At 51.6% G+C, this 22,525-nt stretch carries 20 protein-coding genes; 6 read left to right on the top strand and 14 right to left on the bottom strand.

All coding sequences use genetic code 11. The annotated features are described in order from the left end of the window. Positions 1–212: 212 nt before the first annotated feature. The 5 genes from narI to narK all read right to left on the bottom strand — a co-directional run bounded on the left by narI (position 213) and on the right by narK (position 8,783). Positions 213–890 carry a respiratory nitrate reductase subunit gamma gene (narI, locus tag D9734_RS04650; protein ID WP_001160110.1) on the bottom strand — a complete coding sequence of 226 codons (678 nt, stop codon included), beginning with the start codon at positions 888–890 and terminating at the stop codon, positions 213–215. Further along, entirely contained in the window at positions 890–1,600 is a 711-nt protein-coding gene (gene narJ / locus D9734_RS04645; RefSeq protein WP_130205691.1) for a nitrate reductase molybdenum cofactor assembly chaperone, read from the bottom strand. Before narJ ends, narI begins: the two co-directional genes overlap by 1 nt. Further along, positions 1,597–3,135: a nitrate reductase subunit beta gene (gene narH / locus D9734_RS04640; RefSeq protein ID WP_046082940.1), complete on the bottom strand. Its 1,539-nt coding sequence runs from the start codon at positions 3,133–3,135 to the stop codon at positions 1,597–1,599. Before narH ends, narJ begins: the two co-directional genes overlap by 4 nt. Next, positions 3,132–6,875, bottom strand: a complete 3,744-nt coding sequence (locus tag D9734_RS04635) for a nitrate reductase subunit alpha (RefSeq protein WP_130205689.1) — start codon at positions 6,873–6,875, stop codon at positions 3,132–3,134. The genes narH and D9734_RS04635 overlap by 4 nt, the downstream gene beginning before the upstream one ends. A gap of 516 nt (positions 6,876–7,391) precedes the next feature. Next, the gene (narK, locus tag D9734_RS04630) at positions 7,392–8,783 is read right to left on the bottom strand and encodes a nitrate transporter NarK (RefSeq protein WP_130205687.1); all 1,392 of its coding nucleotides are present in this window, start codon (positions 8,781–8,783) and stop codon (positions 7,392–7,394) included. A gap of 338 nt (positions 8,784–9,121) precedes the next feature. Between narK and narX the strand changes: the two genes are divergently transcribed. Together narX and narL are read left to right on the top strand one after the other, a co-directional pair. Further along, positions 9,122–10,918 (top strand): nitrate/nitrite two-component system sensor histidine kinase NarX, encoded by a 1,797-nt coding sequence (narX, locus tag D9734_RS04625; protein ID WP_130205685.1) that lies wholly within the window; start codon positions 9,122–9,124, stop codon positions 10,916–10,918. Next, entirely contained in the window at positions 10,911–11,561 is a 651-nt protein-coding gene (narL, locus tag D9734_RS04620; RefSeq protein ID WP_000070491.1) for a two-component system response regulator NarL, read from the top strand. Before narX ends, narL begins: the two co-directional genes overlap by 8 nt. Here narL and D9734_RS04615 read toward each other — a convergent pair whose 3' ends face one another. Next, entirely contained in the window at positions 11,562–12,956 is a 1,395-nt protein-coding gene (locus D9734_RS04615; RefSeq protein ID WP_130205683.1) for a YchO/YchP family invasin, read from the bottom strand. It abuts the gene before it with no gap. A 184-nt stretch (positions 12,957–13,140) separates the two neighbouring features. Between D9734_RS04615 and ychN the strand changes: the two genes are divergently transcribed. After that, positions 13,141–13,494: a DsrE/F sulfur relay family protein YchN gene (gene ychN / locus D9734_RS04610; RefSeq protein WP_064528737.1), complete on the top strand. Its 354-nt coding sequence runs from the start codon at positions 13,141–13,143 to the stop codon at positions 13,492–13,494. A 51-nt stretch (positions 13,495–13,545) separates the two neighbouring features. Here the strand turns inward: ychN and chaC are convergent, their stop codons facing one another. Both chaC and chaB read right to left on the bottom strand, forming a co-directional pair. Further along, positions 13,546–14,244 (bottom strand): glutathione-specific gamma-glutamylcyclotransferase, encoded by a 699-nt coding sequence (gene chaC, locus D9734_RS04605; protein WP_130205681.1) that lies wholly within the window; start codon positions 14,242–14,244, stop codon positions 13,546–13,548. A gap of 157 nt (positions 14,245–14,401) precedes the next feature. After that, entirely contained in the window at positions 14,402–14,632 is a 231-nt protein-coding gene (chaB, locus tag D9734_RS04600; RefSeq protein WP_130205679.1) for a putative cation transport regulator ChaB, read from the bottom strand. A gap of 268 nt (positions 14,633–14,900) precedes the next feature. Between chaB and chaA the strand changes: the two genes are divergently transcribed. From chaA to D9734_RS04585, 3 genes are all read left to right on the top strand, one after another. Then, a complete protein-coding gene (gene chaA / locus D9734_RS04595; protein WP_064528732.1) occupies positions 14,901–16,001 on the top strand; it encodes a sodium-potassium/proton antiporter ChaA in 1,101 nt (366 codons plus the stop codon). Between the two features lie 408 nt (positions 16,002–16,409). Further along, positions 16,410–16,517, top strand: a complete 108-nt coding sequence (locus D9734_RS04590) for a type I toxin-antitoxin system toxin Ldr family protein (protein WP_064528728.1) — start codon at positions 16,410–16,412, stop codon at positions 16,515–16,517. A gap of 426 nt (positions 16,518–16,943) precedes the next feature. Beyond that, positions 16,944–17,051 carry a type I toxin-antitoxin system toxin Ldr family protein gene (locus D9734_RS04585; RefSeq protein WP_016265910.1) on the top strand — a complete coding sequence of 36 codons (108 nt, stop codon included), beginning with the start codon at positions 16,944–16,946 and terminating at the stop codon, positions 17,049–17,051. Positions 17,052–17,200: 149 nt separating this feature from the next. On the opposite strand, the gene kdsA is transcribed toward D9734_RS04585, so the two are convergent. From kdsA to hemA, 6 genes are read right to left on the bottom strand one after another with little or no spacing between them, the layout of a single operon-like run. Continuing rightward, positions 17,201–18,055, bottom strand: coding sequence for a 3-deoxy-8-phosphooctulonate synthase (kdsA, locus tag D9734_RS04580; RefSeq protein WP_000811058.1), 855 nt, complete (start codon positions 18,053–18,055; stop codon positions 17,201–17,203). A gap of 35 nt (positions 18,056–18,090) precedes the next feature. Beyond that, complete coding sequence (gene sirB1 / locus D9734_RS04575; RefSeq protein WP_001764444.1) at positions 18,091–18,900, bottom strand: invasion regulator SirB1; 810 nt, start codon at positions 18,898–18,900, stop codon at positions 18,091–18,093. A gap of 3 nt (positions 18,901–18,903) precedes the next feature. Next, on the bottom strand, positions 18,904–19,296 hold the full coding sequence (gene sirB2, locus D9734_RS04570; RefSeq protein WP_130205677.1) for an invasion regulator SirB2: 393 nt from the start codon (positions 19,294–19,296) through the stop codon (positions 18,904–18,906). Further along, positions 19,290–20,126, bottom strand: a complete 837-nt coding sequence (gene prmC / locus D9734_RS04565; RefSeq protein WP_130205675.1) for a peptide chain release factor N(5)-glutamine methyltransferase — start codon at positions 20,124–20,126, stop codon at positions 19,290–19,292. The genes sirB2 and prmC overlap by 7 nt, the downstream gene beginning before the upstream one ends. Beyond that, the gene (gene prfA, locus D9734_RS04560; RefSeq protein ID WP_130205673.1) at positions 20,126–21,208 is read right to left on the bottom strand and encodes a peptide chain release factor 1; all 1,083 of its coding nucleotides are present in this window, start codon (positions 21,206–21,208) and stop codon (positions 20,126–20,128) included. Before prfA ends, prmC begins: the two co-directional genes overlap by 1 nt. Before the next feature lie 40 nt (positions 21,209–21,248). Beyond that, the gene (gene hemA / locus D9734_RS04555; RefSeq protein ID WP_130205671.1) at positions 21,249–22,505 is read right to left on the bottom strand and encodes a glutamyl-tRNA reductase; all 1,257 of its coding nucleotides are present in this window, start codon (positions 22,503–22,505) and stop codon (positions 21,249–21,251) included. Positions 22,506–22,525: the final 20 nt, after the last annotated feature.

Raw genomic sequence — 22,525 nt, 5'->3', positions numbered from 1 at the left:
ATAGGTGGGCCAATCATATAGATGAGGTTCGTTTCTCTACAATCTGAAATATCGACAATGTGTAACTGATGATTTCAGCAGGCTGACAACGTGCGTTACGTTATGCCGGATGCGGCGTGAACGCCTTATCCGGCATACATATCACGTAATATCAATGAATTGTACGACTCTGTAGGCCTGATAAGCGCAGCGCATCAGGCACTATGTCGTGCTTAGTGGCGAGCGCGCACCAGCTGATACTTACGTGTCAGATACTCCACCGGTACGCTCCAGATGTGCACCAGACGCGAGAACGGGAACAGCAGGAATAACGTCATCCCCAGCACCAGGTGCAGACGGAAGATAAACGCGACACCATCAAGATGTTGAGAAGCGCCACCGTGGAAGGTCACTACCGACTGCGCCCAGCCAACCAGTTTCATCATCTCGCTACCGTCCATATGCTGAGCGGAGAACGGAATGGTCAGCAGGCCCAGCGCGCACTGGATAACGAGCAGCGACAGGATCAGGATATCCGCTCCGGTAGTGGTTGCACGCACGCGAGGGCTGAACAGGCGGCGCTTCAGCAACAGCACGCCGCCAATCAGACACAGCACGCCGCTGGCACCACCAGCAAACATCGCCATTTTTTGTTTCACTTCGATCGGCAACCACGCTTCATACATCCAGTGCGGCGTCAGCATACCGAAGAAGTGGCCGACGAAAATCCCCAGAATGCCGATATGGAACAGGTTCGACGCCAGGTTCATTCCTTTACGGTCCAGCATCTGGCTGGATGCCGCGCGCCAGGTGTACTGCCCGTAGTCATAGCGCAGCCAACTACCAATCAGGAAGACCGCCCCGGCAATGTACGGGTAGATGTCAAAGAAGAACATATTCAGGAATTGCATTAGTGCTGTCCTCCGGTGGTGATATTCAGATATTGCGGCGCGACGGCACCGGCAAAGCGACGCTGATGAGCAGTGATTGCCGAATCACCGCAGCCTTTGTCAGCAAAGAATTTAACCTGCTCTTCTTCCCAGACAGCATCCAGCGCCTGCGGCGTATCGTCGCGCGCTTCATCGGCAATTTTTTCCGCCACTTTGTCGCTGTCGATAGCGGTATTCGCCAGTTTCAGCAGCAGATCAAACAGCACTGCATAACGGCTTTCACGCTGTTGCAGACGCGCGCTCAGCAATGCCAGAATCGGCGCGATATCTTTCAAACCTTCCACGGCTTCGCTTTGCGGCAGCTGCGCCAGATATTCCAGATACAGCGGCAGATGGTCCGGCAATTCGCGGCTGTTTAACTGCAAGCCGTGCTGCTCGTACTGCGCCAACAGGTCAACCATTGCCTGACCACGATCGCGGGATTCACCGTGAACATGTTCGAATAGCAACAGTGACGTGGCGCGACCACGGTCGAACAGTTCGCTGTACTGCGCCTGGGCATCCAGCAGATCCATCGCCGTTAAATCGCGCAGGAAAATGCCCAGCGCATGGGCATCTTCTTTCGACAAATTTTCCGACGCGGCAATCGCCTCGAACATCTCCTGTTGATGCTGCCATAAGGCAGCATCCGGATATTCAAGGAGACGCGATACAATCACGAGTTCGATCATGGATGCGGCTCCGTTTTGCTGGTCACATCGATGGCATCGATACGACGGCTGTTGAACAGATTGAATTTGGTATCTGAACCGTGGCAGCCGTCACCAAAGGTAAAGCCGCAGCCATTTTTCTCCGGGAAGGCTTCCCGCGCCAGTTCACGATGACTGCTCGGCACCACAAAGCGATCTTCGTAGTTAGCAATCGCCAGATAACGATACATTTCCTGCGCCTGGGCTTCGGTCAGACCGACCTCTTCCAGCGCACGGGTATCAACTTTACCGTCAACGGTTTCAGCACGTTTGTAATGACGCATCGCCAGCATGCGTTTCAGCGCACGCAGTACCGGTTGGGTGTCGCCTGCGGTCAGCAGGTTCGCCAGATACTGTACCGGGATACGCAGGCTTTCGACGTCTGGCAAAATGCCGTTGCTGCCCAACTCGCCAGCGTCTGCCGCAGACTGAATCGGAGACAGAGGCGGCACGTACCAGACCATCGGCAAGGTGCGATATTCCGGATGCAGCGGCAGCGCCAGTTTCCATTCCATCGCCATTTTATAAACCGGCGACTGCTGCGCAGCTTCAATAACGCTCAGCGGGATACCATCTTTAATCGCCTGCTCGATGACCTTCGGATCGTTCGGATCGAGGAACACGTCCAGCTGACGCTGGTAGAGATCTTTTTCGTTCTCGGTGCTGGCCGCACGTTCAATGGCGTCCGCATCGTACAGCAGCACGCCGAGATAACGGATACGACCGACACAGGTTTCTGAACACACCGTCGGCTGACCGGCTTCAATACGCGGATAGCAGAAGATGCACTTCTCAGACTTACCGCTCTTCCAGTTGAAGTAGATTTTTTTGTATGGGCATCCGGTGATGCACATACGCCAACCACGGCATTTGTCCTGATCGATCAGGACGATGCCATCTTCTTCACGCTTGTAAATCGCACCGCTCGGGCAGGTCGCCACACATGCCGGGTTCAGGCAGTGTTCGCACAGGCGCGGCAAATACATCATGAAGGTGTTTTCGAACTGGCTATACATCGCCTTCTGGATGTTGTCGAAGTTCTTGTCTTTCGCCAGTTTGTCAAACTCGCCGCCCAGGTCATCTTCCCAGTTCGGCCCTTTTTCGATTTTCGCCATCCGTTCGCCGGTAATCAGCGAACGCGGACGGGCAATCGGCTGCGATTTGCTGCCTTCCGGCGCGGTATGCAGGTTCTGATAGTCAAAATCAAACGGCTCGTAATAATCGTCGATACCCGGCAAATGCGGGTTAGCAAAGATTTTACCCAGCAGCATGGCGCGGTTACCCATGCGCGGTTGCAGTTTGCCGTTGATTTTACGGATCCAGCCGCCTTTGTATTTTTCCTGGTTTTCCCAGTCAGTCGGGAAGCCCTGGCCCGGCTTGGTTTCCACGTTGTTGAACCACGCGTATTCCACGCCTTCGCGGCTGGTCCAGACGTTTTTACAGGTAACTGAACAGGTGTGGCAGCCGATGCACTTATCGAGATTCAGCACCATGCCGACTTGTGAACGAATTTTCATTTTACGCTCTCCTGTACCTGGTCATTGCCTTCGCCATCTAACCAGTCAATGTTCTTCATCTTACGCACTACAACAAACTCATCGCGGTTAGAACCTACAGTGCCGTAGTAGTTAAAGCCGTATGCCAGATGGGCATAGCCTCCGATCATATGCGTCGGTTTCGGCGTGATACGGGTGACCGAGTTATGGATACCACCACGCTGTTGGGTAATTTCCGAACCAGGCAGGTTAACGATACGTTCCTGCGCGTGGTACATCATGGTCATCCCTGCCGGAACACGCTGGCTGACAACCGCACGGGCAGTCAGTGCACCGTTGCTGTTGAAGACTTCAATCCAGTCGTTATCGGCGATACCCAGATCTTTGGCATCGGCTTCACTCAGCCAGACCACCGGACCACCGCGACCTAAAGTCAGCATCAGCAGGTTGTCGCTATAGGTGGAGTGGATCCCCCACTTCTGGTGCGGCGTCAGGAAGTTGAGCGCTTTTTCCGGATTACCGTTGGATTTCTGGCCCATCACTTCTTTCACCGAACGGGTGTCAATCGGCGGACGATAAACCAGCAGGCTTTCACCGAAATCACGCATCCACTGATGATCCTGATAAAGCTGCTGACGACCAGAGAGCGTGCGCCACGGGATCAGCTCGTGAACGTTGGTGTAACCGGCGTTGTAAGAAACGTGTTCATCTTCCAGACCAGACCAGGTCGGGCTGGAGATAATTTTGCGCGGTTGTGCCTGAATATCGCGGAAGCGGATCTTCTCGTCTTCTTTATTCAGCGCCAGATGCGTATGGTCACGACCGGTAAATTCGCTCAGGGCAGCCCAGGCTTTCACGGCTACCTGACCGTTGGTTTCCGGTGCCAGCGTCAGGATCATCTCTGCCGCATCAATGGCGGTGTTCAGCATCGGCTGGCCTTTCGCCGGACCTTCCGCTTTGGTGTAGTTGAGCTTACGCAGCAGATCCATCTCGCTCTGGGTGTTCCAGGCAATCCCTTTACCACCGTTACCGATTTTCTCCATCAACGGACCGATTGAGGTAAAGCGTTCGTAAGTTGCCGGATAATCGCGCTCTACGACCATAATGTGCGGTGCAGTTTTACCGGGGATCAGGTCGCATTCGCCTTTTTTCCAGTCTTTCACATCCAGCGGCTGCGCCAGTTCAGCGGCAGAGTCGTGCTGGATCGGCAGCGTGACGATGTCGGTTTCTTTACCCAGATGACCGACGCACACTTCGGAGAATTTCTTGGCGATGGCTTTGTAGATTTCCCAGTCACTTTTCGCTTCCCAGGCCGGATCGACCGCCGCAGACAGCGGGTGAATAAACGGATGCATATCCGAAGTATTCATGTCGTCTTTTTCGTACCAGGTCGCCGTCGGCAAAATGATGTCGGAATAGAGACAGGTGCTCGACAGACGGAAGTCCAGCGTCACCACCAGATCCAGCTTGCCTTCCAGACCGTTGTCCTGCCAGTCCACTTCTTCCGGCTTCACGCCGCCCTGCTGCCCCAGATCTTTACCCTGGATACCGTGTTCTGTCCCCAGCAGGTACTTGAGCATAAACTCATGACCTTTACCGGAAGAACCGAGCAGGTTAGAACGCCAGATGAACAGGTTACGCGGGTGGTTTTTACCGTTTTCTGGTTGTTCAGCCGCAAAACGGATGGAACCGTCTTTCAGGGATTTCACGGTGTAATCCACCGGATTCATCCCGGCTTTTTCTGCTTCGCGAGCGATAGTCAGCGGGTTAGTGCCTAACTGCGGTGCAGACGGCAGCCAGCCCATGCGTTCCGCACGAACGTTGAAGTCGATCAGATGTCCGGTGTAGCGGGATTTATCCGCCATCGGCGACAGCAGCTCTTCCGCAGTCACGGTTTCATAACGCCACTGGCTGGAGTGGTTATAGAAGTAAGAGGTGCTGTTCATGTGACGCGCCGGACGCTGCCAGTCAAGGGCAAACGCCAGCGGCTGCCAGCCAGTTTGCGGACGCAGTTTTTCCTGACCTACGTAGTGCGCCCAGCCGCCGCCGCTCTGACCAATACAGCCGCAGAAAATCAGCATGTTGATCAGACCACGGTAGTTCATATCGAGGTGGTACCAGTGGTTCAGACCCGCACCGACGATAATCATCGAACGACCGTGCGTCTTGTCAGCGTTATCAGCAAATTCACGGGCAATACGGATAATCTGGCTGCGAGAAACGCCAGTGATCTGCTCGGCCCACGCCGGAGTGTAAGCTTTCACATCGTCGTAGCTGGTTGCGCAGTTAACGTCGTTCAGACCGCGTTCCAGACCGTAGTTTGCCAGCGTCAGATCATAAACGGTGGTCACCAGAGCGGTGCTACCGTCGGCCAATTGCAGGCGTTTTACCGGCAGTTTGTGCAGCAGAATGTTTTCCAGCTCCACTTTGTTGAAGTGTTCCGTGCCGTCGCCGCCAAAATACGGGAAGCCCACTTCAGCGATCTCATCCTGGCTACCCAGCAGACTCAGTTGCAGCTCGGTTTCTTCGCCGGTTTTACCGTCGCGCTGTTCAAGATTCCATTTGCCCTTCTCGCCCCAGCGGAAGCCAATAGAACCGTTCGGCGCAACCATTTCGCCATTGGTATTAAAGGCGACCGTTTTCCATTCCGGATTGTTTTCCTGGCCCAGCGCATCCACCAGATCGGCAGCGCGCAGCATACGACCCGCAGCGTAGTAACCGTCGCGCTCTTCCAGCATCACCAGCATCGGCATGTCGGTGTAGCGACGCACATAGTCGGTGAAATACTGGCTTGGATTGTCGAGGTGGAATTCACGCAGCATTACGTGGCCCATCGCCAGCGCCATTGCCGCATCGGTGCCTTGTTTCGGTGCCAGCCAAAGATCGCACAATTTGGCGATTTCAGCGTAGTCCGGCGTTACGGCAACAGTTTTGGTGCCTTTGTAACGCACTTCAGTAAAGAAGTGAGCATCCGGGGTACGCGTCTGCGGCACGTTTGAACCCCAGGCGATGATGTAGCTGGAGTTGTACCAGTCAGCGGATTCCGGAACGTCAGTTTGCTCGCCCCAGGTTTGCGGAGACGCAGGAGGCAGGTCGCAGTACCAGTCGTAGAAGCTCAAGCAAGTACCGCCAATCAGCGAGAGATAGCGCGCACCCGATGCGTAAGAAACCATCGACATTGCCGGAATTGGCGAGAAGCCAGCGACACGGTCCGGGCCGTAGTTTTTGATGGTGTAAACGTTAGAGGCGGCGATCAGTTCGTTCACTTCCTGCCAGGAGGAACGAACAAAACCACCGCGTCCACGCGCCTGCTTAAAGCTTTTCGCTTTATCGGCGTCTTCAATGATAGAAGCCCATGCCTCAACCGGATCGCTATGCAGCGCCTTCGCTTCACGCCACATTTTCATCAGGCGTTTGCGCATCATTGGGTATTTCAGGCGGTTGGCGCTATAGAGATACCAGGAGTAGCTGGCACCGCGTGGGCAACCGCGAGGTTCATGGTTTGGCAGGTCCGGACGGGTGCGCGGATAGTCAGTCTGCTGGGTTTCCCAGGTCACCAGACCGTTTTTAACGTAGATTTTCCAGCTACAGGAGCCGGTGCAGTTTACCCCGTGGGTAGAGCGGACGATTTTGTCATGCTGCCAACGCTGGCGATATCCATCCTCCCAGTCACGGTTGGTATTGAGAAGCTGGCCATGCCCATCGGCAAAGGTTTCGCCCTTCTGTTTGAAGTAGCGAAACCGGTCCAGGAATTTACTCATCGGTTTTCTCCTGTGGGAGCCTGTCGGCTCTCTGATAAATCGACATTGCTAATGTTTAAAGGCAAGGTAACGCTCTGAAACAACGTGGGAATTGATAACGATCAAGAGTGGTGGGGATGAAAAATAAAGTAAATTCCTAAGATACTCCTTAAGGGTAATTAATAATTTATATCTAACAGACTGTAAATTAATGGTTTTTATGCTATCTCACATTTATACATTTCGGATTTTTATACAGGTGGGTATTAAGGAGTATCCCCCATGGATGACATATTAATGGTGCTTAATTGACGCAATTGAAAATAATTATCGCCCTAAAAATATGTTGTAACTAAATGACAAATAAAAAAAGCGCGACATTACGCCGCGCAAAGGATAATCAAATATTTTACTCTATATAATTCGAGTTACAGGAAGGCGGCAAGTGAATGAATCCCAGGAGCTTACTAAAGTAAGTGACTGGAGTGAATGAACGCAGCCGCAGCACATGTAACCCGAAGTATGACGAGTAACGATTTATTTTTTAGAATGCCGACCGTATACCGCCCAAGTAATCACCACGCAGGCGATATAGAAAATCAAAAATACTTTCATTGCACCGACTGGCGAACCCGTTAATGCCAGTGAGCTACCGAACGCTTTCGGGATAAAGAAGCCACCGATAGCGCCAATCGCAGAGATGAAACCCAGCGCCGCCGCTGTGTCGGTTGCCGCTTCACGCATAGCACGTTCGTCAGAACCCCCTTCTGCTTTCACACGATCCATCGTCAGTTTACGGAAGATCACGGAAATCATCTGGAAAGTGGAACCACTACCCAGCCCAGCTGTCAGGAACAGCGCCAGGAAGACCGCGAAAAACGCCATGAAGCTTCCGCCCTGCCCGTCAGTCGGTAAGGTGAGGAACAGCAAGCCACTGAAAATCGCCATCAGCACGAAGTTCACCAGCGTGACACGGGTACCGCCAAGACGGTCAGACAATGCACCACCAGCAGAACGCGCCAGTGCGCCAATAAACGGTCCGAAGAAGGCGTAGTGCAGAATCTGCACGTCCGGGAACTGCGTTTTTGACAACATGGCAAAGCCCGCAGAGAAACCGATGAAGGAGCCGAAGGTTGCCAGATACAGCAGACTCATAATCCACAGATGCCCACGTTTGAGTACCGGTAACTGCTCCTTGATGGAGGCTTTCGAGGTAGCAAGGTCGTTCATGCCAAACCATGCCGCGATGGTGAAGATGGCGAGGAACGGCACCCATACCCAAGACGCGTTCGCCAGATACAGCTCGGTGCCATCAGGCTGTGTTACACCCTGGCTACCAAATGCAGCAAAAATTGACAGTGATACCACCAGCGGAGCAACCAGCTGCATGACGCTGACACCCATGTTGCCCAGACCACCATTCAGGCCCAGCGCGCCACCCTGCTTCTGCTTCGGAAAGAAGAAGCTGATGTTTGCCATACTGGAGGCGAAGTTCGCGCCAGCAAAGCCGCACAGCAGAGAGATGATGATGAAGACGCTATAAGGCGTGGAGGTATCCTGAACGGCAAAACCCAGCCAGACGCAAGGAATAATCAGAATACCGGTGCTGAATGCCGTCCAGCGACGACCACCGAAGATTGGAACCATAAAGGAGTATGGAACACGTAATAATGCGCCAGAAACTGAAGGTAGCGCAGTCAGCATAAATAGCTGATCGGTCGTAAAATTAAAGCCGACTTTCGGTAGGTTCACCGCAACGGCACTGAATAACATCCATACGCAAAACGCCAGAAGCAGGCAGGGAACGGAAATCCACAGGTTACGGCTGGCGATGCGTTGACCGCGTTGTTGCCAGAACGCAGGATCTTCCGGTCGCCAATCTGTAATGACTGCTCCAGTAGCCCTTTCGGGGGCGGATGAGTGACTCATAGACACCTCTGATACTCGTTTCGATGTCTGCCACCTTAGTGTCTGTAGCCAAAGGCAATTTGATGTAAATCAAACGACAATATAACTTTATCTATCATTGATATTTATCATTACCCATAGTGAGTACAGAGATTTCATAAAAATTTTGAGATTTTTCACGACACTGTAAAATCCCTACCCTTACTGACGTAAAGCGACTAACCACACGGCAAATAAGGAGTAACTCTTTCCGGGTATGGGTATACTTCAGCCAATAGCCGAGAATACTGCCATTCCAGAATGTATCGTCACATTCATTAAGGTTATTGCTCATTCAAAGCCTGAAGGAAGAGGTTTATATGCTTAAACGTTGTCTCTCTCCGCTCACCCTGGTTAATCAGGTTGCGCTGATTGTTTTGCTTTCTACCGCCATTGGACTGGCGGGGATGGCAGTTTCTGGCTGGCTGGTGCAAGGCGTTCAGGGCAGCGCCCATGCGATCAACAAAGCGGGATCGCTGCGCATGCAAAGTTACCGTCTGCTGGCGGCTGTGCCATTAAGCGAGAATGACAAGCCCTTAATCAAAGAGATGGAACAAACGGCATTTAGCACCGAGTTAACTCGTGCGGCAGAACGAGACGGGCAACTGGCGCAATTACAGGGGCTACAGGATTACTGGCGCAATGAATTGATTCCTGCGCTGTTGCGTGCACAAAACCGCGAAACGGTGTCGGCAGACGTCAGCCAGTTTGTTGCCGGGCTTGATAAGCTGGTTTCTGGTTTCGATCGCACCACCGAAACGCGTATTGAGACAGTTGTGCTGGTCCACCGGGTAATGGCGGTCTTTATGGCGCTTTTACTGGTGTTTACCATTATCTGGCTGCGAGCGCGTTTGCTTCAACCGTGGCGACAATTACTGGCAATGGCCAGCGCTGTCAGTCATCGCGATTTTAGTAAGAGAGCGAATATCAGCGGACGAAACGAGATGGCGATGTTGGGGACTGCACTGAACAATATGTCTGCTGAACTGGCGGAAAGTTATGCCGTGCTTGAGCAGCGGGTACAGGAGAAAACTGCCGGACTGGAGCATAAAAATCAGATTCTCTCTTTTTTGTGGCAGGCCAACCGCCGTTTGCATTCCCGCGCTCCGCTGTGTGAACGCCTGTCGCCTGTGCTTAACGGTCTGCAAAATTTAACCTTGTTGCGTGATATCGAACTACGGGTATATGACACGGAAGATGAAGAGAACCATCAGGAGTTCACCTGTCAGCCAGATATGACTTGCGATGATAAAGGCTGCCATCTCTGCCCACGCGGCGTTTTACCCGTTGGCGATCGCGGCACTACGTTGAAATGGCGGTTAGCGGATTCTCATATGCAGTATGGTATTTTGCTGGCTACCCTGCCGCAGGGGCGTCATCTTAGCCATGATCAACAACAACTGGTGGATACCCTGGTTGAACAGCTCACCGCCACGCTGGCGTTGGATCGCCATCAGGAGCGCCAGCAGCAGTTGATCGTGATGGAAGAGCGTGCCACCATTGCGCGCGAACTGCATGATTCTATTGCTCAATCGCTCTCTTGCATGAAAATGCAGGTAAGTTGTTTACAGATGCAAGGCGACGCGCTGCCAGAAAGCAGCCGCGAACTGTTAAGCCAGATCCGTAACGAACTGAATGCGTCCTGGGCGCAGTTGCGTGAGTTACTCACCACATTTCGTTTACAGCTCACCGAACCAGGATTACGTCCCGCACTGGAGGCGAGCTGCGAAGAGTACAGCGCCAAATTTGGCTTCCCGGTGAAGCTGAATTACCAATTGCCGCCACGTCTGGTGCCTTCACATCAGGCAATCCATCTGTTGCAAATTGCCCGTGAGGCATTAAGTAACGCCCTCAAACATTCGCAAGCAAGTGAGGTGATGGTTACGGTGGCGCAAAACGATAATCAGGTAAAACTGACCGTTCAGGATAATGGCTGCGGCGTGCCTGAAAATGCCATCCGCAGCAATCACTACGGCATGATAATAATGCGCGACCGTGCGCAAAGTTTACGAGGCGATTGCCGCGTCCGCCGTCGTGAATCAGGTGGCACCGAAGTGGTGGTCACCTTTATTCCCGAAAAAACTTTCACAGACGTCCAAGGAGATACCCATGAGTAATCAGGAACCGGCTACTATCCTGCTGATTGACGATCACCCGATGCTGCGAACTGGCGTAAAACAGCTTATTAGTATGGCACCAGATATCACCGTGGTTGGCGAAGCGAGTAATGGCGAACAGGGTATTGAACTGGCGGAGTCTCTTGATCCCGATCTGATCCTGTTAGATCTCAATATGCCCGGCATGAACGGTCTGGAAACGCTGGATAAACTGCGCGAAAAGTCCCTCTCCGGCCGTATTGTGGTGTTCAGCGTCTCTAACCATGAAGAGGACGTGGTAACCGCATTGAAACGCGGTGCAGATGGCTATCTGTTAAAAGATATGGAGCCAGAAGATTTACTGAAAGCATTGCATCAGGCTGCCGCTGGCGAAATGGTCTTAAGCGAAGCGTTGACCCCTGTTCTGGCCGCCAGCCTGCGCGCTAACCGCGCTACGACTGAGCGTGATGTTAACCAGTTAACACCACGTGAACGCGACATTCTAAAACTAATAGCCCAGGGCTTACCGAATAAGATGATTGCCCGTCGCCTGGACATCACTGAAAGCACGGTTAAAGTGCATGTGAAACACATGCTGAAAAAAATGAAGCTCAAATCTCGTGTAGAAGCTGCGGTATGGGTGCATCAGGAACGTATTTTCTGATTACGGTTCCCAGATCGGTTCGTCGTTCGACATTGCGTCGAAAGGTTCGGCAAGCGTTAGCGTGATCTCATTGGAGGAGACACGCTGCCCCTGGTTATCCTCCACCACTACCGACAATCGCCATTGATTGCTCGCCCCTTCCCCACTTTGCCAGTCCGGCATGATCAACGTCCAGCCATCCGCACTATTGGCTGTCGCTCCCGATGTCAGACTTAACATCTGCGTATCTCCCTGCCAGATCAATTGCCGAATACCGTAATGACTGCGAATTTGTAATTTCAGTGGCACGGTTTCACCAGGTTTAAGATCCCAGGGCGGTGTCGCCAGAAACACCGTTAAGGTTTTACGCTGCCGATACTCAATAGTCGGCAGATTATTTCGCTGCGGATTGTCATAGCGACTACCGCGTAGCGACTGGCTTTCAGCAACTTCGCCAGCAGAAAGCTGTTTGTTGAGCGGCACGCCAAAACGGTAGTTAATATTCAGTCCGAGGTTATTTTGCCTTTCTCCACTTTCCCCCTGTTTATGCAGGGCGGTTACTGTAACGAGTGGGACAGGTGTGTAATTTAGTCCAAGACTCAAGGCGACGGGATTGTGATAACCCGTGCCGGTGTTAAACAAATCAACACTCTGACCAAAATATTGTTCGAGGCTAACGCTGGTGTTGATATGCTGGTAAAACGGCATCCGCATCCGGGCCGTCAAGTCGTAACCACGCGCCATTCGTTGCTCGAGCGTGGCGGTCTGTTCACGCCAGGAGGCAAAAGGCTGGTAATAGTTTGCTGACAACCGCAAATATTCCCCCCACGCTTCGGCACCGAAACCTGCTCGCTGGAGATTTTGATCCAGCAAGTTGTCATAAAAAGTGTTATATCCCACCAGCCAGTTGCCACGCGCCCAGCGTTGGCCTGCGCCAAGGTTACTGACCAGACCATCATCCTGCTGAGTGAGCCCAATCTGGCTCCATGTAAGATAACGTTCGTTATCCTGTAGCGGTACAAACCAGCTCCCCCGGCTACCTGTAAAATGTCCTTCGTTATCCACTTTGACGTCGACACTGGCGTTCCCCCACGGCGATAGCCAGGATTCCACGTGCTGATTGACCTGCTGGCTAAGCGCATCGCGGACTTTTCCCAACGCAAAAGCTCTCGCCTGCTCGCCAGTGTCCTGGCCTTTATCAGTCATACTGGTTTCACCAAAATCTTTCACAATTTCAGCAAAATGTTTTTCACCGTCATGATTTTCCGCTGCCATTCCTAAGTCAGGAAGACCGTCACTGTCGTTATCAAAAGGATTTGCCGCTTGCTGTTTAAAAGAGGACTGTGCGCTAGCTATACCGCCTGCCAGCAGCAAGAGTAAACAAATTGCGATAATGCGGGGGACGAAACGGCTCAAAACGTCAGTAATTTCCAATAAAAATGAACAGCTACAGCTTTATAGAATAACGATTACTGGTAATTTTTCTTGTACTTTTGCATGCTTTATGACAAATCCTAAAAAATGTGTCGGATTGGTCAGACAGCACACAAGCTGTAAGATAGAAACTGAACATCTAATTCCCTGAATACAGGAGTAAATAATGCAAAGAATCGTGATCGTTGCCAATGGCGCCCCCTACGGGAGCGAATCCTTATTTAACAGCCTGCGGCTGGCCATTGCGCTACGAGAGCAGGAAAGCTACCTGGATCTGCGTCTATTCCTGATGTCTGATGCGGTCACTGCCGGATTGCGCGGACAAAAACCTGGGGAAGGCTATAACATTCAGCAAATGCTGGAGATCCTCACGGCGCAAAATGTGCCAGTGAAATTGTGCAAAACCTGCACCGATGGTCGTGGCATCAGCACACTTCCACTGATTGATGGAGTGGAAATTGGTACTCTGGTAGAACTGGCGCAATGGACGCTGCTTGCCGATAAAGTGCTCACATTTTAACGTAAGTATGGGGCGCTCAAGATAATAGAGATGCCCCACTGCTAAAATGTTTTATCGGGCAAACCCGGGCCGTAACACACCATCCGGGAAATTTTCCGCCAGAAGTTTTTTCACCGACACCAGTAAATCACTCAGCCCGTCATCCTGCATCCCCAGTTTGTTAAGCGCTTGTTCCAGGGAAAACAAGTACTGTGCGTTGGTTCCCAATGGCCCACTCGCCGCAGCAATCAACGGGGCAATCACCTGAGCGCGGGTATCGGATTCATACTCAGGATGACGCGGGTCCATAATGAACACCAGCGCATTGACGGTGCGGCCATCGTCAAGATGAAGCTGACACCAGGACGGCAGATAGCAGCCAGTAATCATCTCACGCTTCCACAGTAAGGTCAGCTCCTGCTCCAGGGACTCTTCCGGCAGACGATACGCAACGCCCGTGGTACGCCCGCCCTCTTTCAGTGCAAGCATCCTCCCCGGCTGGTGCGCAGTTCCCCGCCCGGCAGTAAGCCGCAAACAGAAAGCGCGATGCCACCCAACCAGCGTACCGGTGCACGACTCGGTAAACTCCAGCGCCGGATTCCACATTAATGATCCATAGCCGAAGATCCACACCGGCCCCTCATCAGGTCGACAAGCCAGCGTCGCCGCCAGCGAGGCCGCCCGTTGTTCTGCCGACCATAAGAGTGATTCTTCAATGGCACCAAATGCCGTTTTACAATCGGCATTCATCAAGAAATCACGCGTTATCACCTTACACCTCCGCCACTGCATACTTCCCTGCGACAACTTTTTGGTGTCTTCCGGACATTTTTACTGCTCATTTTGAAACCACTATTGGGACAATATGCAATCCACAGACCACTTGCAAGGCAACACCGCACGAATAGCTTTAACTTGCCGCTGAGTTTTACGATGTTTTATGCCATTTATCATCATCGCCTTTGGCATATTCATGTTTCACCGCAGCCCAAGTTACTTTATGTGCGGTCTCTTCGCGACTGGCATCATCACGCCGGTCTTCTTTATCTTTATATTGCTCCCAGGCGCTGTTGAATGCTTCTTTATAGATATCCTGGGCATGAGTGGGTAAAACGTGTTTTACGCTTTCCGGCAGGTCGCTTTTCGTTTTATACGGCATTGTTGACTCCTTTATTAAAATTGAACATTAAGTGTGGTCAACAATATCCCCTCTTGCCAAAACATAAGAATTCTCAGGTCAGACTCTTCTTAAGAGACGCGAATACAAACATTGTCTAAACACGTAGCTTATTTTTATGCTCCGAAGAGTAAAAAAACGACTACGGGGTAAAATTTCGTAAAATGTTACCGACATCCTGACACTTTCTGTTATTTTTCCTGCCTATTTATTACATTTCCGACAAATTCATCTGCAAAGGATAACCATAATGACAAATGCTCACGAGGCGGTAAAAACCCGCCACAAGGAGACTTCGCTTATTTTCCCGGTTCTGGCGCTGGTAGTGCTGTCCCTGTGGGGAAGCAGTCAAACACTACCAGTGGTTATTGGCATCAATCTTCTTGCTCTTATTGGTATTTTAAGCAGTGCTTTTAGTGTTGTCCGTCATGCGGACGTACTAGCCCATCGTCTGGGTGAACCTTACGGTTCGCTTATTCTTAGCCTTTCCGTCGTTATTCTTGAAGTCAGTTTGATTTCAGCATTAATGGCGACCGGCGATGCAGCGCCGACGTTAATGCGAGATACGCTCTATTCAATCATTATGATTGTTACCGGCGGACTGGTTGGTTTTTCATTACTGCTGGGTGGCCGTAAATTTGCTACCCAATATATGAATCTGTTTGGTATTAAACAGTATTTAATTGCTCTGTTCCCATTAGCCATAATCGTGCTGGTATTTCCGATGGCGCTGCCTGCGGCGAATTTTTCGACCGGTCAGGCGTTACTTGTGGCATTAATTTCCGCAGCGATGTACGGCGTATTTTTGCTGATTCAGACCAAAACGCATCAAAGCCTGTTTGTCTATGAACATGAAGATGACAGCGATGATGACGATCCGCATCATGGCAAACCGTCTGCTCATAGCAGCCTGTGGCATGCCATCTGGTTAATTATCCATCTAATTGCCGTTATTGCGGTCACCAAAATGAACGCCAGCCCGCTAGAAACATTGCTCACCAGCATGAATGCGCCGGTGGCCTTTACCGGTTTCCTGGTAGCGCTATTGATTCTGTCGCCGGAAGGTTTAGGCGCGTTAAAAGCAGTTTTAAGCAACCAGGTCCAGCGCGCGATGAATCTGTTCTTTGGCTCGGTATTAGCGACTATTTCGCTTACCGTACCTGTTGTAACGCTTATCGCCTTTATGACGGGTAATGAATTGCAGTTTGCTCTGGGCGCACCAGAGATGGTGGTAATGGTAGCCTCTTTGGTACTGTGCCATATTTCATTTTCAACTGGCCGTACCAACGTGCTCAACGGCGCGGCGCATCTGGCACTGTTTGCAGCTTATTTAATGACAATATTTGCCTGACATTTATATCTCCTCCGATGGCGGAAATCGGAGGAGATAATAAAAATTATCTGCTTATAGTATTTCTTCATACTACCTGAACAGATCGTTAATCAGATTTGCGAGCCTGTACCACAACCTGCACGAAACCACTGCAACAGCTGATGAAAAGCCGGAACGCGTACAGCATTGCGCACATTTCAGGGATGAAGTGAATATAAATTGAGCCGTAGTATCCACACCAAGCCGGAGTTATCCGGTGAGGCGCAATGTTGTGGGGGCTTTATCCCTGGCGGCATTGGTTGCTGGAAAGAGAAAACCCCCGCACGTTGAGAGGTCAAACCTGACAACAGAACGGGGGCTAATCTTGAACCAGAACAATTCAAGAATAGCCGCGAAATGTTGTCATTACAACAAAAAGGCGGTTATATGACGCTCGCGCAGTTTGCCGTGATTTTCTGGCACGACCTGGCAGCACCGATCCTTGCGGGAATTATTACCGCAGCGATTGTCAGCTGGTGGCGTAGCCGGAAGTAAGGTGAAAACGGGCGTCAGGCTGCCGTAATGGCAATATGCGCCCGAAACCGGCCACAGGGTTAACAGCCTGCGGCCTTTTTTGTATTTATCTCTTCCACAAGTAGACACTGGCAACCAGATCTGGAAGCTCATCCAGTGCACTCATGAAACGACTGCAACAGCTGATGAAAAGCCGGAACGCGAACAGCATTGCGCACATTTCAGGGATGAAGTGAAGATGAATTGAGACGTAGTATCGACACCAAGCCGGAGTTATCCGGTGAGGCGCAATGTTGCGGGGGCTTTATCCCTGGTGGCATTGGTTGCTGGAAAGAGAAAACCCCCGCACGTTGAGAGGTCAAACCTGACAACAGAACGGGGGCTAATCTTGAAACCAGACACTTCAAGAATAGCCGCAAAATGTTGTCATTACAACAAGGCGGCTATATGACGCTCGCGCAGTTTGCCGTGATTTTCTGGCACGACCTGGCAGCACCGATCCTGGCGGGAATTATTACCGCAGCGATTGTTGGCTGGTGGCGTAGCCGGAAGTAAGGTGAAAACGGGCGTCAGGCTGCCGTGATGGCAATGTGCGCCCGAAACCGGTCGCAGGGGTAACAGCCTGCGGCCTTTTTTGTCTTCTTTGACCATGAAAAAAGCCCTATCGTATAACGATAAGGCTTTTGTTTTCAAAGCAGAAAAGATTACTTGCTGGTATCCAGTTCTTCGAAACCTTTAACCAGATCATCAATCGCTTTCATCTGCTTGAGGAACGGCTCCAGTTTAGCCAGCGGCAGCGCGGATGGACCGTCACATTTCGCATGTTCCGGATCCGGATGCGCTTCAATAAACAGACCAGCCAAACCTACAGCCATACCGGCACGTGCCAGTTCGGCAACCTGGGCGCGGCGACCACCAGAAGCTGCACCAAACGGATCGCGGCATTGCAGTGCGTGGGTAACGTCGAAAATTACCGGGGAGTTGCCAGAGACTTTCTTCATTATGCTGAAGCCCAGCATATCAACGACCAGGTTGTCGTAACCGAAGTTAGCGCCACGGTCACAAAGAATCACTTTATCGTTGCCGCCTTCTTTGAATTTATCAACGATATTACCCATTTGGCCTGGGCTCACGAACTGTGGTTTCTTGACGTTAATTACCGCGCCAGTCTTCGCCATTGCTTCCACCAGGTCAGTCTGGCGAGCAAGAAACGCTGGCAACTGAATAACATCTACCACATCAGCAACAGGCTGTGCCTGGCTTGGCTCGTGAACGTCAGTGATAATTTTTACGCCAAATGTCTGTTTCAGTTCCTGGAAGATTTTCATCCCTTCTTCCAGTCCTGGTCCACGATAAGAGTGGATGGAGGAACGGTTGGCTTTGTCAAAAGAGGCTTTGAACACGTAAGGGATACCCAGTTTCTGGGTTACGGTTACGTAGTGTTCGCAAATGCGCATCGCCAGATCGCGAGATTCCAGCACGTTCATACCACCAAACAGCACGAACGGCAGGTCATTTGCTACGTTGATGTCGCCAATGCTAACCACTTTTTGTTTCATAGGATCGCCTTAATCTTAAGTAAAGTGTCGATTAATTAATGCAGCACAATATGTTTATGCGCGATGTTGTTAATTTGCGCACGTATCATTTCGCTGATCGGGTCTTCCGGACACTGTTCAACGAAATAATTTAAATCATTCAACGCAACGTGTTCGCAATCCAGTTGCGCGTAAATCAACCCACGATCGCGAATTTCATACGGATCTTCTGGGTTAAATTGTAATAAGGCCTCGCTGGTGCGTAATGCCAGTTCCATCTGATTTTCTTCCATCAGCGACGCTTTCAGCGTATCCAACAGTTTACGGATAACCTCAATGTTATCGGCTTCATCCAGGTCTTCATAAAACAGTTCCGCAGACGGGCTGATATTTCCCTTTAACCACACATCCAGCATATGTTCGCTTAATGATTCACCGTTAAAAGGGTTAATCAGCCAGATTTCTCCGTCCGGGCATTCTATGCGCAATATAAGCTGCGTTGGGAATATCACCGGCAATAGTGGCAAATCGAGACGATTAGCAACCCACAATAAAACGGCGCCTAACGATACCGCACTGCCCTGCCGATTTTTTAGCACTTGATCAAGCCATAATGCATCGGAAAGACGATAAACACCACGTGAGGCTTTAAACCCCCATTCGCCGTAAAACAGCGCGATTAATTTTTCCAGCTGCTCTTCTAATGGCAGAAGCTGGCTAATTTCTTCCTTCGCCAGACTAACGAGACGCTCCAGTTCGTCGTAGACATCTTGCGAGGGAAAATCGCGGCGGATTGCTTCGCAAGCCAGGATCATGCCTTCGCACAATGGTGCTTTATTAAATTCGAAATCAGCTAACGATCTCATGACTTACCCCAGTAACGGTACTTTTGTGGTGGCGAGTTTAATGATGATGTACAGCACCACCAGCGCCAGCGGGAAGGCAATAATGCGCGCCTGCTGACTGTGCATCCGACGATAATCGAGTGCAATAAAACCCAAAACGATATAAATGATAACTCCAAACAGCTTTTCAGTCAGCCATTCAGCCTGCCCGGAAAATGGCAGGATGTGCGCTTTAGCCATCAGCGCGATGCCGCTAAGCAATAACACCGTGTCGACAACCGGCGGCACAATGCGCGTCCAACGAGCGAATGCCAGCGGACGCTCCTGGTAACGTAGCCAGAATCGTAGGGTTAAGAGCCCAACAGAAAGCGCAATGCTAATGAGATGAACGCTAAGCAGCGTAGTAAAACTTAACATCGATAATAGCGACCGAGCGTTACACGCTCGTTATCACCATAGTCCCGACAGGTTTCGACTTCATGATATCCCGCGTGGATAAATGCCTGTCGCACAGCTTCGCCCTGCTGCCAGCCATGTTCCAGAAGCAGAAAACCGCCGGATGCCAGCGCGTTACGCGACTGTTCGATGATATGCACGATGTCTGCCATTCCGCTGTCTGCCGCAACCAGCGCAGTGAGTGGCTCAAAGCGAACATCGCCTTGTTGAAGATGTGGATCCTGCTCGTCGATATACGGCGGATTGCTGACAATCATCGTAAACTGCTGCCCGGCTAGCGCGCTAAACCAGTCGCTTTGCAGGATGTGGATATTTTTGATTGCCAGATTTTGCGCATTGCGCTTCGCAAGAGCGATAGCGTCAGGCATTCGGTCAACCGCCGTAACATCGCAATCCGGGCGTTCGCTGGCCAATGCCAGTGCAATTGCCCCTGTGCCAGTTCCAAGATCGAGAATGCGGCAAGGTTGTTCAGGCAATCGCGCCAGTGCCTGTTCCACCAGACATTCCGTATCCGGGCGCGGAATTAAGGTCGCTGGCGAAACAAATAACGGCAACGACCAGAACTCACGCACACCGGTTAAATGAGCAATAGGTTCACCGGCACGGCGACGGGCTAAAAGCGCGTCGAGTTGCTCACATTGCTCTTCAGTCAACTGCGTTTCACCAAAGGCGAGAATATAAGTGCGCCCCTTGCCGGTAACATGCTCCAGCAGGATTTCAGCATCGCGCCGCGGGCTTTCGCTCGCCTGAAGTTGGCTTATTGCTTCACGTAACCAGTGTTGATATTCCATTATTCCTGCTCGGACAACGCCGCCAGTTGGTCGGCCTGATGTTCCTGGACGATCGGTTCTATCAGCATATCCAGTTTACCTTCCATTACTTCATCCAGACGGTAGAGCGTCAGGTTGATGCGGTGATCGGTAACACGCCCCTGCGGGAAGTTATAGGTACGGTTACGATCGCTGCGATCGCCGCTACCCAGCAAGTTGCGACGGGTGGAAGCCTCTGCCTGCTGGCGTTTTGCCATTTCCGCCGCATGGATACGAGCACCGAGCACTGAAAGCGCCTTCGCTTTGTTTTTATGCTGCGAACGTTCGTCCTGACATTCAACAACAATACCGGTCGGCAAGTGAGTAATACGAATTGCCGAATCGGTGGTGTTGACGTGCTGACCACCTGCGCCTGAGGAACGGAAAGTATCGATACGCAAATCTGCCGGGTTGATATCCGGTAGTTCCGCTTCCGGCAGCTCTGGCATTACCGCTACGGTACAAGCAGAAGTATGAATACGCCCTTGCGATTCCGTCGCAGGAACACGCTGCACGCGATGGCCGCCAGATTCGAATTTCAAACGTCCATACACACCATCACCGCTAATTTTGGCGATGATCTCTTTATAACCGCCATGTTCACCCTCGCTGGCGCTCATGATTTCTACACGCCAGCGGCGGGCTTCGGCGTAGCGGCTGTACATACGGAACAGATCGCCAGCGAACAGCGCCGCTTCATCACCACCAGTTCCGGCACGCACTTCAAGGAAGGCGTTACGTTCGTCATCGGGATCTTTTGGCAGCAAAAGAACCTGTAACTGTTGCTCCAGTTGCTCGCTTTTTTCTTTAGCTTCACGCAGCTCATCCTGCGCCATCTCGCGCATTTCCGGATCGTCAAGCATCATCTGCGCGGTTTCAATATCTTCCTGAACCTGTTGCCAGTCGGTGAAACAGCGCGAAACATCACTTAACTGCGCATATTCACGTGATAATGCGCGAAAACGTTCCTGGTCGGCGATGGTTTGCGCATCACCCAGCAGTGCCTGAACTTCTTCATGGCGTTCATGCAGGGCTTCCAGTTTGGCAACGATAGAAGGCTTCATAGGCGTAAATGCACCCTGTAAAAAAGAAAATGATGTACTGCTACTCCAGCCCGAGGCTGTCGCGCAGAATATTCAGGCGTTCGTTATCCCCGTCACGGGCGGCCTGTTGAAGTGATTTCGTTGGCGCATGGATCAGGCGGTTAGTCAGTTTCCATGCCAGATCCTGCATTATGGCTTGCGCGTCGCCGCCCTGTTCCAGGGCAGCTAACGCTTTGGCGGTTAACTCATCGCGAACTTGTTCAGCCTGGCTGCGATAATCGCGAATGGTTTCGCTGGCGCTTTGTGCGCGTAGCCACGCCATAAATTCGCTGGTTTCCTGAGCAACGATAGTTTCCGCCTCAACTGCGGCGGCTTTACGTTGCGCCAGGTTGTGCGAAATAATGCTTTGCAGATCATCAACGCTGTAAAGGTAGGCATTCGCCAGTTTGCCAACTTCTGGCTCAACATCGCGTGGAACGGCAATATCGACCAGCAGCATCGGTTGGTTGCGACGACTTTTTAATGCGCGCTCCACCATGCCTTTACCGATAATCGGCAACGGGCTAGCGGTGGAACTGATGATGATATCGGCTTCACACAGACGCTCGTCGATATCGCTCAGGGCAATCACTTCCGCGCCGACTTCATCTGCCAGAATTTGGGCACGTTCGCGAGTACGGTTGGCGATAATCATCTTCTGTACTTTGTGTTCGCGCAGATGACGTGCCACCAGCTCGATGGTTTCGCCCGCGCCAACCAGCAATACGGTCACCGTAGAGAGCGATTCAAAGATCTGCCGCGCCAGCGTACAAGCCGCAAATGCAACAGATACTGCACTGGCGCCAATATCCGTTTCAGTGCGAACGCGTTTCGCCACGGAGAAAGATTTCTGGAACATACGCTCCAGTTCGCTGGCCTTCATATGGCCTTTTTGCGAATCGGCAAAGGCTTTTTTTACCTGGCCGAGGATTTGCGGCTCGCCCAATACCAATGAGTCCAGGCCACTGGCAACACGCATTAAATGGCTGACTGCGTCGTTATCCTGATGCCAATAGAGGCTATTACGCAGATCTTCTTCGTTGAGATTATGGTAATCGCACAACCAGCGAATGAGCGCCTCTTGCAGGTTATCCTGCTCTTCAACGCTAAGATAAAGTTCTGTGCGGTTACACGTCGACAGCACCACGCCGCCCTGCACCATCGGCTGCGCAAGCAGGCTGTCCAGCGCCTGATCGAGCTTATCCGGCGAAAACGATACACGTTCTCGCAGCGATACAGGTGCCGTTTTATGGTTGATACCGAGTGCTAAAAGGGTCATGTCTGCGGGAAATAATACCA

The sequence above is a fragment of the Escherichia sp. E14S1 genome, assembly GCF_004211995.1.
Lineage (GTDB): Bacteria > Pseudomonadota > Gammaproteobacteria > Enterobacterales > Enterobacteriaceae > Escherichia.
Note: the sequence above shows the minus strand (reverse complement) of the source record. Positions and strands in the feature narration are given on the sequence as shown.

Bases quoted from the DNA above. Each gene is read 5' to 3' on its own strand.
- narL (WP_000070491.1), top strand. From the start codon at position 10,911: ATGAGTAATCAGGAACCGGCTACTATCCTGCTGATTGACGATCACCCG.
- D9734_RS04635 (WP_130205689.1), bottom strand. From the start codon at position 6,875: ATGAGTAAATTCCTGGACCGGTTTCGCTACTTCAAACAGAAGGGCGAA.
- chaB (WP_130205679.1), bottom strand. From the start codon at position 14,632: ATGCCGTATAAAACGAAAAGCGACCTGCCGGAAAGCGTAAAACACGTT.
- hemA (WP_130205671.1), bottom strand. From the start codon at position 22,505: ATGACCCTTTTAGCACTCGGTATCAACCATAAAACGGCACCTGTATCG.
- sirB2 (WP_130205677.1), bottom strand. From the start codon at position 19,296: ATGTTAAGTTTTACTACGCTGCTTAGCGTTCATCTCATTAGCATTGCG.
- prfA (WP_130205673.1), bottom strand. From the start codon at position 21,208: ATGAAGCCTTCTATCGTTGCCAAACTGGAAGCCCTGCATGAACGCCAT.
- D9734_RS04585 (WP_016265910.1), top strand. From the start codon at position 16,944: ATGACGCTCGCGCAGTTTGCCGTGATTTTCTGGCACGACCTGGCAGCA.
- narJ (WP_130205691.1), bottom strand. From the start codon at position 1,600: ATGATCGAACTCGTGATTGTATCGCGTCTCCTTGAATATCCGGATGCT.
- narI (WP_001160110.1), bottom strand. From the start codon at position 890: ATGCAATTCCTGAATATGTTCTTCTTTGACATCTACCCGTACATTGCC.
- D9734_RS04590 (WP_064528728.1), top strand. From the start codon at position 16,410: ATGACGCTCGCGCAGTTTGCCGTGATTTTCTGGCACGACCTGGCAGCA.
- ychN (WP_064528737.1), top strand. From the start codon at position 13,141: ATGCAAAGAATCGTGATCGTTGCCAATGGCGCCCCCTACGGGAGCGAA.
- chaA (WP_064528732.1), top strand. From the start codon at position 14,901: ATGACAAATGCTCACGAGGCGGTAAAAACCCGCCACAAGGAGACTTCG.
- narK (WP_130205687.1), bottom strand. From the start codon at position 8,783: ATGAGTCACTCATCCGCCCCCGAAAGGGCTACTGGAGCAGTCATTACA.
- prmC (WP_130205675.1), bottom strand. From the start codon at position 20,126: ATGGAATATCAACACTGGTTACGTGAAGCAATAAGCCAACTTCAGGCG.
- narX (WP_130205685.1), top strand. From the start codon at position 9,122: ATGCTTAAACGTTGTCTCTCTCCGCTCACCCTGGTTAATCAGGTTGCG.
- kdsA (WP_000811058.1), bottom strand. From the start codon at position 18,055: ATGAAACAAAAAGTGGTTAGCATTGGCGACATCAACGTAGCAAATGAC.
- narH (WP_046082940.1), bottom strand. From the start codon at position 3,135: ATGAAAATTCGTTCACAAGTCGGCATGGTGCTGAATCTCGATAAGTGC.
- sirB1 (WP_001764444.1), bottom strand. From the start codon at position 18,900: ATGAGATCGTTAGCTGATTTCGAATTTAATAAAGCACCATTGTGCGAA.